Here is a 9,708-nt window from a genome sequence, read left to right as displayed (position 1 = left end):
ACGCCGGACCCGTCGACCGGGGCGTTGATGCCGCCGATCTACGCCAACTCGACGTATCTGCAGGAAAGCCCCGGCGTGCACAAAGGGCTGGATTACGGGCGCTCGCACAACCCGACCCGTTGGGCGCTGGAGCGCTGTGTCGCGGATCTGGAAGGCGGCACCCAGGCGTTCGCCTTTGCCTCCGGGCTGGCGGCCATCTCGTCCGTGCTCGAGCTGCTGGATGCGGGCGCGCACATCCTCTCCGGGGACGACCTCTACGGCGGTACGTACAGACTGTTCGATCGTGTACGGCGCCGCAGTGCGGGCTTGCGGTTCAGCTTTGTCGACATGACCGACCTGTCGGCGTTCGAGGCGGGGCTGCAGGACGACACGCGGATGGTCTGGGTCGAGACACCCAGCAATCCCCTGCTGCGCCTGACGGACCTGGAGGCGGTTGCCTCCCTCTGCCGCGACCGGGGGATCATCTGCGTGGCGGACAACACCTTTGCCAGCCCGTGGATCCAGCACCCGCTGGCCCTGGGGTTCGACATTGTCGTGCATTCGTCGACCAAGTACCTGAATGGGCATTCCGACGTCATCGGAGGCATCGCGGTGGTCGGGGACAATGCAGAGCTGGCCGAGCGGCTGGGCTTTCTGCAAAACTCGGTCGGCGCGATCGCCGGGCCCTTCGATGCCTTCCTAACCTTGCGTGGGGTGAAGACCCTGGCATTGCGCATGGAGCGTCACTGCAGCAACGCCCTGGAGCTGGCCGAGTGGCTGGAGCGCCAGCCGCAGGTAGCGCGGGTGTATTACCCCGGGCTGCCCTCCCACCCCCAGCATGCGCTGGCGTGCCGGCAGATGCGCGGCTTTGGCGGGATGATTTCGCTGGACCTGGATACCGACCTCGCGGGCTCGCGACGCTTCCTGGAGCAGGTGAAGCTATTTGCCCTGGCTGAAAGCCTGGGCGGGGTTGAAAGCCTGATCGAGCATCCGGCGATCATGACGCATGCCAGTATTCCGGCGGAAAACCGGGGAAGGCTGGGCATTGGCGATGCGCTGGTGCGGCTGTCGGTGGGGGTAGAGGATGTGGAGGACCTGCGCGCGGATCTGGCGCAGGCCTTGGCCAGCATCTGATACCTGACGCCCCAGACCCTGATCAGAATCGATGGAACATGTCCTGAATCCTGGCCGGGTCCTGGGTAACGGAAAGTGCCAGCATCAACAGAATCCGTGCCTTTTGGGGGTTCAGGCTGTCACCCAGCAATCCCGGGTATGCCTCGTCTGCCGGCACGAACCCACTGCCCGAGCGAGAAGACCGCACCACGGTAACGCCCTGCTCCATTGCTCTCTTGACGGCCGGAATGATGAACCTGGACTCGCTACCGGCACCGACCCCGGCGATCACGATCCCTTTTGCCTGGTGGGCAACGGCGGCATCGAACATGTAGCCGTTGTCATTCTGGTAACCGTAGATGATATCGACCTTGGGCAGGTGCTCCAGGGTCGAGATATCGAACGGGGTGGCGGTGGTGTGCTCGCGCGCCACCCGGGTCTCGAACCGGGGCTGCTGGTTGACCAGCCGGCCCAGGTAGCCCCCTTCGCTGGAACCGAAGGTGTCGAGTGCGTTGGCGTCGGTCTTGCTGATGAAGCGTGCTGAACCGATCCGGTCGTTGAGTACTATCATCACCCCACGACCCCGCGCCTGCGGGTCCGACGCGACCGTGACGGCCTGAAGCAGGTTACTGGGCCCGTCCGCACCGATCGCGGTGGACGGGCGCATTGAACCGGTGACCACCACCGGCTTGTCGCTCTTGACCACCAGATTGAGGAAGTAGGCCGTCTCCTCCAGGGTGTCCGTGCCGTGGGTGATCACCACGCCCGAGATATCGTCACGCGCCAGCAGGCTGTTCACCCGCTTGGCCAAGGTCAGCAGAATCTCGTTATCGACGTTGTCGCTGCCCACGTTGGCCACCTGCTCGGCACTCAGATTGGCGACCTGGCCAATCGAGGGTACCGAGGCAATCAGCGCTTGCGCGGTCAACACGCCGGATTGATACCCGGTCGTCTGGGTTGCGCTAGGCGCAGTCCCTGCAATCGTTCCCCCCGTCGCAAGGACTGCCACGTTGGGGAGCGTGGCCGCCATGGCATCAACGACCGAGGTAAATGACAGTACTGCCGCGCATACGCCTGCATTGAAGATATTCATGTGTCGCTTGCACTCATAGGTGTGGATGCCAAACGGCAGGCGCGCGATCCCCCCTGCCCTGCCAGCTTGTCAAGCTGATCAGATGAGCGCCAGGGGGCTGAGCGCTCCGGGGCGCACGCCCAACATTGCTTCTCTCTTGCCGCGGCGCGAGGCGTGCCAGGAGCGCCCCGCGCTGATCATTGATGCTTAGGCGTCGAACACCGGCCGCGAGGCTTTTTCAATGGCCTCCAGCGCCTCGGCCTGCGTCATCACTCCAGATTCCTCCATGATCGCCAGCAGCGATCGCCCCTCTGCGACGGACTGGCGCGCCAGCTTGCTGACACTGGCGTAACCCAGCTCAGGCACCAGCGCGGTGGCGACGGCCATCGATTGGGTCAGGTGCGCCTTGTTGCGCTCGACATCGGCGGTCAGCCCGGCAACGCACTTCTCGCGGAACTGCGCGATACCCTTGGTCAGCAACGTGATGCTGTCGAACACCCGCGATGACACGACGGGCTCGAAGTGGTTGATCTCAAGCTCTCCATACTGAACGGCCTGAGCCACCGCGACGTCGTTGCCAATGATGGCGAAGCTCATCTGGATCATCGCCATCGGCAGCACCGGGTTTACCTTGCCAGGCATGATCGAAGAACCGGCCTGGGCCTCCGGCAGCCTGATTTCCCCCAATCCACCCACCGGTCCGGACGACAACAGGGTCAGGTCGCTGGCGATCTTGGCCAATGATGCAACACAGGTACGCAGTTCACCCGACACGCGCGAGAAAACATCCATGTTCTGCATCGCATCGAACGAGTTGGCTGGCGCCAGGTACTCAACACCAGTGATGTCGCCCAGGTGCTGATAGACCGAGGCGCGGTAGGCCGCGGGCGCGCCAAATCCTGTACCGATGGCCGTGCCGCCCAGGGGCAAGGTCCGCAGCTTGTCACGCACGTTGACCAGTTCGGCCGCGAGCCGGTGAGTCAACGAGGCATAGCCCGAGAACTTCTGTCCCAGGCGCATCGGCTGGGCGTCCTGCAGGCAGGTGCGCCCCAGGTGCAGCACATCGGCGAACTGCTCAGCCTTGCGGTCGAACTCTCGCGCCAGCAGCTCGACCTGGGTGATCAGCCCGCCGAGCATCGAGTAGGTCGCGATCTTCAGCGCGGCGGGGTACACGTCGTTGGTGGACTGAGAGCAGTTCACATGGTCGTTCGGGTGGACGATGTCGTAGGAGCCTGCCGGGTGACCCATCAACTGCTGGGCGCGGTTGGCGATCACCTCGTTGAAGTTCATGTTGGTGGACGTGCCCCCCGAGCCTTCAAGCAGGTCGACGATCAGCGAGTCGTCGCAATTGCCTTCGGTCATGTCCTTGCAGGCAAGCACGATTGCTTCGCTCTGAGCCGCGCCAAGGACGCCACTGTCCAGGTTTGCCAAGGCCGCAGCCCATTTGCACTGGGCGAAGGCATCCCGAAACTCCGGGTAATGGGCGACCGTCAACGATGACGCCGTCAGGTTCTGATAACCACGAATGGAATTGACCCCGTACAGTTTGTCGACGGGAATCTCCACCTCACCCACATAGTCACGCTCCAGCCTTGCTTCAACGCGATCAAAAGCATTCACGGTATTAGTCCTCGTCAATATTTATCAATGCTTCAACACCTTGGCCCAAGGCCGTCAGCCTGGGCAGAAAGGTATTGAGTACAACGTCACGGGCAATTTGACAGGCATCGGCGAAGAACGAGCTGTACTCGTCTCGGCGCGCCACCAGATACAGAGATCGTTCCAGGCCCAGCTCCGGCGTCAGGTGCACCGCAACCCGATCCACCCAGGGAGCTGCCTGGAGAAAACACATGGGGCTTGTCACCGCCCAGCCAATTCCCTCGGCGACCATTGAAGTCAGTGCGTCGGCGTTATCGAGCTCAAGCCGGTTGGGTACACGGATCTCCAGACCGCGAAGGTGCCGCTCGATCTGCAGTCCAACTTGTGACACCCGATTGAACCTCACCACTGGAAGAACGTTGGCAAGTGATCTCACGTCATCGATCGTTGAAACCGGATGGCGGATGTCTCGAGGCGTGATCACGAAATACTTCTCCGAGAAGATCCGGTAACTCACAACGTTCGCGTCCATCAGTGGATCGCTCGTCACGATCAGGTCCAGGTCTCGCCGCAGCAGAGACTCGCCCTGTTGCGGACTCAACCCCGTGCGAATGGACAGCTGCGCAACCTTGCCCAGCAACTGCTTGGTGAACGCAGAGCCACAGGTCGCGGCGAATGAGTCGACTACCCCGATGCGAAGATCAGGCTTGACGCCCCTGCCTGCATCCAGCACTTGAGCTTTCAGGTGCGAGAGCTCCTCGCTCAGCAATGCTCCACGGTTTCGCAGCGCCACCCCAAAGGGTGTGAGCGTGAATGGCCGTGTCGAGCGGTCGACCAGCACGACCCCCAGTTGCTCTTCCAGTTGCCGCACCATCTGGGAGACACCCGATTGAGAAATTCCCATCTGGCTGGCTGCTCCCGACATGCTGCCGGTTTCGGCAACCGCGATGAACACTTGCACGGCGTACATGTCGATGAGTTTGTCGGTTGGCATTCGGGTATCTCGCTCTGGCTCAGTAAACGGCCATCGTACGTGCGGATCAGTCGGGCTTGCGACCTGCCGCTGCCACCGCGCAAGCAACCTCGACCGGCACGGCGCCATGCGTGTCGGTGGAAACTGCCGACAGCTGCTCCTTGCTCGTCTCTGGCGCGAACAGCTGGCATACCACGCCGCCTATCACCAGTACCCCGACACATACGCCCAGGGCGGCATGAATCCCCATCTCCTGCACCGCGATGGGCAGCAGGAAGGTCGCGAATGCCGAACCGAAACGGCTTGCCGCCACCGCCAGGCCAATCCCCGAGGCACGCAGGTGGGTCGGAAACAGCTCGGGCGGGTAGACGAATTCCAGGTTGACAGCAGCGGCCAGCACGCAGGCAAAGAAGCCGAAGGCGATGATGGTGCCCAGCGGGCCGAAACCTGCGAAAGCGAGCGCCGCGAGGCCTATGGCACTGAGATAGAAGGTGCCGACCAGGAAGGCCCGGCGCGAGATCCGGTCAATGATCAGCAGACCCAGCAAGGCACCGATCATCAGCAGCACGTTGTACACCAGCCCGCCGACAAACTTGTCTTGAACGTTGAGCGCTTCCAGCACACGCGGCGCGAAGGTGCCCAAGGCAAAGAACGGGATGACCTGGCAGGTGTAGAACACGCAACCAACGATGGTGTTCTTGCGCCACCGTTTGCTGAACAGCTCCGCCCATTTGCCCTGCTGCTGTTGTGGCGCGGCGGTTGGAGCTGGCAGATAGACGTTGGGGCCAAACTTGTCACGCACGATCGCGAGGGCTTCATCCTTGCGGCCACGCGCCATCAGCCAGATTGGGGATTCGGGTACACCCATTCGCAGCGGAAGAATCAGCAACGCCGGGACACCGCTCACGGCCAACATGATTCGCCAGGCATCCGGCCCCAAGTCTCGCAGGACGAAACCGATCAGGTAAGCGGCCACGTATCCCGCGGCCCAGGCGGCTGCCAACACGCTGAGAAGCCGCCCACGGTGGCGGCGCGGCGCGAATTCGGTCACCAGGGATTTGCTGACGACATAGTCAAAGCCCAGCACCAGACCGAGTAGCAGACGCAAGACCAGAAGTTGTTCGGCAGAACTGACGAAGAATTGTGATGCAGAGATAGCCGCGAAAAGCAGCATGTCCCAGGCAAAGATGGTTCGGCGCCCGAATTTGTCGGCCAATGGGCCGGCTACCAGGCTGCCAATAAAAAGTCCCGCGAGAGAGGCTGCGCCGAGCAGGCCCATCCAGAGTGCATTCAGTTGAAGCGGGCCAGCTGCCATGCTGACTGCAATGCCAATGATCCCTAGCACGAATCCGTCGCTGAATTGACCACCCGTGCCGCTGAAAACCGTTCGGATATGAAAGCGGCTGAGCGGGAGATCTTCGACCGAAGTTTGACTGTTCATTCGTGACTCCACATACGTTTTTATACTTGTGCGAGGCACCGATCGTGGGACCGGTACGACCGAGTGTACGTCCACAAAATTACAAAAACAGCGGGGTGTGGATCAGTATCAGTATTGCTGATACTGATTGCCACGAACGTTGATTCTTATCCTGCGTCGGCACTGTTATGAGTTGCCACGACCTGCGCCGTTATTGGGCGCAGGTTCTCTGCAGGCGTGGGAGTATCAGACTTTCATGGAGCCAAGGGTTGGTGCATCCGACTTCTCGACCTGGGCCTGATCTCTGGCCCTGTACGCGATGCCGTGCCCTACATCGTCGACCAACGCCCGTGACAGACCTGACAACAGATGTGCGGCCCAGACGAGCGTGTCGTCCTTCTCCATGACACCGACAAACGTCAGCCTGTGCACGCAGTTCATCAATACCGATGACTGCTCGATCGCGTAGTCGATCGGTATGCCTGTCATGACCCGAAACAGCCGTGTTGGAGTGTTTTCGCCCTCGCCGCATGATGCGAGGTCTGGGGTCTTGATGCTCATGACGCTGTTGTTATCTGTATCGCTACTCATGTTCATCCCTCAACTAATGGTCAACCTGAGGCCGAGCGGGTTCGCCCGCGATGGCTGCAATACAGCCCCAGGGTCGATCAAACACAAAAAATAACGAGGTCAACGAATCTCGCGACTCAACCTCAATGCCGTACCTGTACCTGACTCAACGCCGCCTCGACCAGAACGCGGGCTGCTTCGATCTCGTGCATGGTCGTTAGCGTCAGAACCTGCCCGCCGGGAGACGGGTGCAGCAGAACGGCCTGCTGGGCGGTGGTCAGGGCGCAGACCAGGTATTCGGAGGTCTGGACGAGGAGGTCTTCCAGGTTGGTGGGGATCTTGTGGGGGGATTGGGGTGGGTCTGGGACGATTTTCAACATTGTTCAGCTCTCATTCATTGGTGAATGCCAAGCCGTCATTCATCCCTTGCAGAGGAGAGGTGGCGGCTACGTGCGGGCTGCAAGACCGGGGCAATGAGAGAAAACCCGGCAGGTCCGAAGACCTCCCGCACGCAGCCACCATAAATCGCGGCCACCAGCATGTGAACATGCCGATGATCTGGGAGGTGCGTTCTCAACATCGCAACGAGGCTTGCAGGCCCGGTCGTTGAAACCCCAACGACTGGGCGAGACTAGTACCCTCGCGAGCCCGCTGCAATGATTTAAGAGCGGCAATAGTATCTTTGGGAAATGGACTACAAGGAAGGGGTAAAGTCTGAACATTTCGATGATTTTCATGACGGTATGTCCACTCGCCCGCCGCTTACCCAGGTGATGCGCATGGATGTATTCGGTGTCCCCTCCTGCCACCGCGCAACCCGACAATCCTGCGCCCCGGCGAGGGCTTCGCCCTCGATCGCGACACAAGGTTGTCCCGCGATCGGGCCCGAAGGGGCCGCAGACCAGCCACCCCGGTCCACCTGGGAGCTCGCGGTATCGGGATCTACGGCCCCTTCGGGCCCGATCGCGGGACAAGCCCGCTCCCACACTCTCTCTCACACTCCTTCTCACACACACTCGCACACTCCCCAAGCCTTGCCCGGTGCATGCTCGGCCCCGCTCTGTCTCTGTACTGACAATGTGTCCCTGAGCCCTCCCCCGGGACTTGGTCGCAACCACGGCGTAGCCGTGCCAGGCACAGAGTTCGTTCAGGCGGACGGTGTACGAAACAGGCCTCCTACAGGGGTGGTGTAATTTTCCCACCCTAGGGCATCTCTGTGTCTGACACACATCCTACCGGCCTCCCCTTGTTGCGGTCCGACGTCACGCAACGCGGGCCATCTATACGATTCAACCCTATACCGTTTTCTGTAATGAAAATGTAATCTTCGGTTTCGCACAAAAAACAATAAAAACCGGAGACACTTCATGTTCGCTGTATTCCGCCCCGCGCCTCACCGCGCACCGCTTCCCGCCGGCAAGATCGACTCCACCTACCGCCGCCTACGCTGGCAGATCTTCGCCGGTATTTTCATCGGCTATGCCGGCTACTACCTGCTGCGCAAGAACTTCTCGCTGGCCATGCCTTACCTGATCGAAGAACAGGGCTACACTCGCGGCCAGCTAGGCCTGGCCATCTCCGCTGTCGCCATTGCCTACGGTCTATCGAAGTTCCTGATGGGCCTGGTCTCTGACCGCTCCAACCCGCGGTACTTCCTCCCCTTCGGCCTGCTGGTGTCGGCAGCGGTCATGTTCGTGTTCGGTTTCGCGCCTTGGGCCACGTCCAGCGTGGGGGTCATGTTTGCCTTGCTGTTCATCAACGGTTGGGCGCAGGGCATGGGCTGGCCGCCAAGTGGACGGACCATGGTGCACTGGTGGTCGCAGAAGGAACGCGGCGGCGTGGTGTCGGTGTGGAACGTGGCGCACAACGTCGGAGGCGGCCTCATCGGTCCGCTGTTCCTGCTGGGGCTGGGCTGGACCAACGATTGGCACGCGGCCTTCTACGTGCCGGCAGCCTTGGCGGTGCTGGTGGCGGTGTTTGCGTTCGCCACGATGCGCGACACGCCGCAGTCAGTCGGCTTGCCGCCGGTGGAGCAGTACCGCAACGACTATCCCGAAGGCTACGACGCCAGCCATGAGCAGGAATTCGGCGCCAGGCAGATCTTCGTCGAGTATGTGCTGCGCAACAAACTGCTGTGGTACATCGCCCTCGCCAACGTCTTCGTCTACCTGTTGCGCTACGGCGTGCTGGACTGGGCACCGACCTACCTGAAGGAAGCCAAGCACTTTTCTGTCGACACCACGTCATGGGCGTATTTCTTCTATGAGTGGGCCGGGATTCCCGGGACCCTGCTCTGCGGGTGGATGTCGGACAAGATCTTCCGCGGCAACCGTGGGCTGACCGGGATTGTTTTCATGGCGCTGGTGACCGTGGCGACCCTGGTTTACTGGCTCAACCCGCCCGGCAACCCAGCGGTCGACATGGCCGCGCTGTTCGCCATTGGCTTCCTGATCTACGGACCGGTCATGCTGATAGGGCTGCAGGCGCTGGAGCTGGCGCCAAAAAAGGCGGCCGGCACGGCTGCCGGCTTCACCGGGCTGTTCGGCTACCTCGGCGGATCGGTCGCCGCAAGCGCGGCGATGGGCTACACCGTGGACCACTTCGGCTGGAACGGCGGGTTCGTGTTGCTGGTCAGTGCCTGCTTGCTGGCGATTGCGTTTCTTATCCCGACATTGCGGCATACGAAGGTAGCTAGTAGCCGCCGTGAGGTGGTTGTCTGAGGGGAAAAGTAAGGGCCTGGGTACAGGGTCTGAAACACGCTTGTTTTTGTGCCGCCGCAGTTGCGTTCTGGGGCAGCAGCTGTCTTGTACCCTGCCGGCATCGCACAATCTTGTGATCCTGTGCCCCGGCGTGGGCTTCGCCCTCGATCGCGGCACAAGGCGCGCTCCCACAAGGAACTGCTTCGCAGTCCCAGACACAGCAGTGCCCGGCGCAGCCGAGCAGCCTGTGGGAGCGAGCCTTGTGCCGCGATTGGGGCGCGAA

The 9,708-nt window shown here is 61.5% G+C and carries 8 protein-coding genes; 2 read left to right on the top strand and 6 right to left on the bottom strand.

All coding sequences use genetic code 11. From position 1 onward, the window contains the following. On the top strand, nt 1-1,113 hold a 1,113-nt coding region (locus tag VJS90_RS05980), incomplete at its 5' end, for a PLP-dependent aspartate aminotransferase family protein (protein WP_324120014.1). A 22-nt stretch (nt 1,114-1,135) separates the two neighbouring features. Here VJS90_RS05980 and VJS90_RS05975 read toward each other — a convergent pair. From VJS90_RS05975 to VJS90_RS05950, 6 genes are all read right to left on the bottom strand, one after another. After that, nucleotides 1,136-2,185, bottom strand: coding sequence for a type II asparaginase (locus VJS90_RS05975; protein WP_324120012.1), 1,050 nt, complete (start codon nt 2,183-2,185; stop codon nt 1,136-1,138). Nucleotides 2,186-2,371: 186 nt separating this feature from the next. After that, nucleotides 2,372-3,784, bottom strand: coding sequence for an aspartate ammonia-lyase (locus VJS90_RS05970; RefSeq protein WP_324120010.1), 1,413 nt, complete (start codon nt 3,782-3,784; stop codon nt 2,372-2,374). Nucleotides 3,785-3,788: 4 nt separating this feature from the next. Then, on the bottom strand, nt 3,789-4,757 hold the full coding sequence (locus VJS90_RS05965; protein WP_324120008.1) for a LysR family transcriptional regulator: 969 nt from the start codon (nt 4,755-4,757) through the stop codon (nt 3,789-3,791). A gap of 46 nt (nt 4,758-4,803) precedes the next feature. After that, nucleotides 4,804-6,177, bottom strand: coding sequence for an MFS transporter (locus VJS90_RS05960; RefSeq protein ID WP_324120006.1), 1,374 nt, complete (start codon nt 6,175-6,177; stop codon nt 4,804-4,806). A 225-nt stretch (nt 6,178-6,402) separates the two neighbouring features. After that, nucleotides 6,403-6,747: a DUF3077 domain-containing protein gene (locus VJS90_RS05955; RefSeq protein WP_324120004.1), complete on the bottom strand. Its 345-nt coding sequence runs from the start codon at nt 6,745-6,747 to the stop codon at nt 6,403-6,405. A 122-nt stretch (nt 6,748-6,869) separates the two neighbouring features. Next, nucleotides 6,870-7,106 carry a hypothetical protein gene (locus tag VJS90_RS05950; RefSeq protein ID WP_324120002.1) on the bottom strand — a complete coding sequence of 79 codons (237 nt, stop codon included), beginning with the start codon at nt 7,104-7,106 and terminating at the stop codon, nt 6,870-6,872. Between the two features lie 987 nt (nt 7,107-8,093). Between VJS90_RS05950 and glpT the strand changes: the two genes are divergently transcribed. Beyond that, nucleotides 8,094-9,446 carry a glycerol-3-phosphate transporter gene (glpT, locus tag VJS90_RS05945; RefSeq protein WP_324119999.1) on the top strand — a complete coding sequence of 451 codons (1,353 nt, stop codon included), beginning with the start codon at nt 8,094-8,096 and terminating at the stop codon, nt 9,444-9,446. The last annotated feature ends 262 nt before the right edge of the window (nt 9,447-9,708 follow it).

The organism is Pseudomonas sp., from assembly GCF_035277045.1.
Classification (GTDB): domain Bacteria; phylum Pseudomonadota; class Gammaproteobacteria; order Pseudomonadales; family Pseudomonadaceae; genus Aquipseudomonas.
Note: the sequence above shows the minus strand (reverse complement) of the source record. Positions and strands in the feature narration are given on the sequence as shown.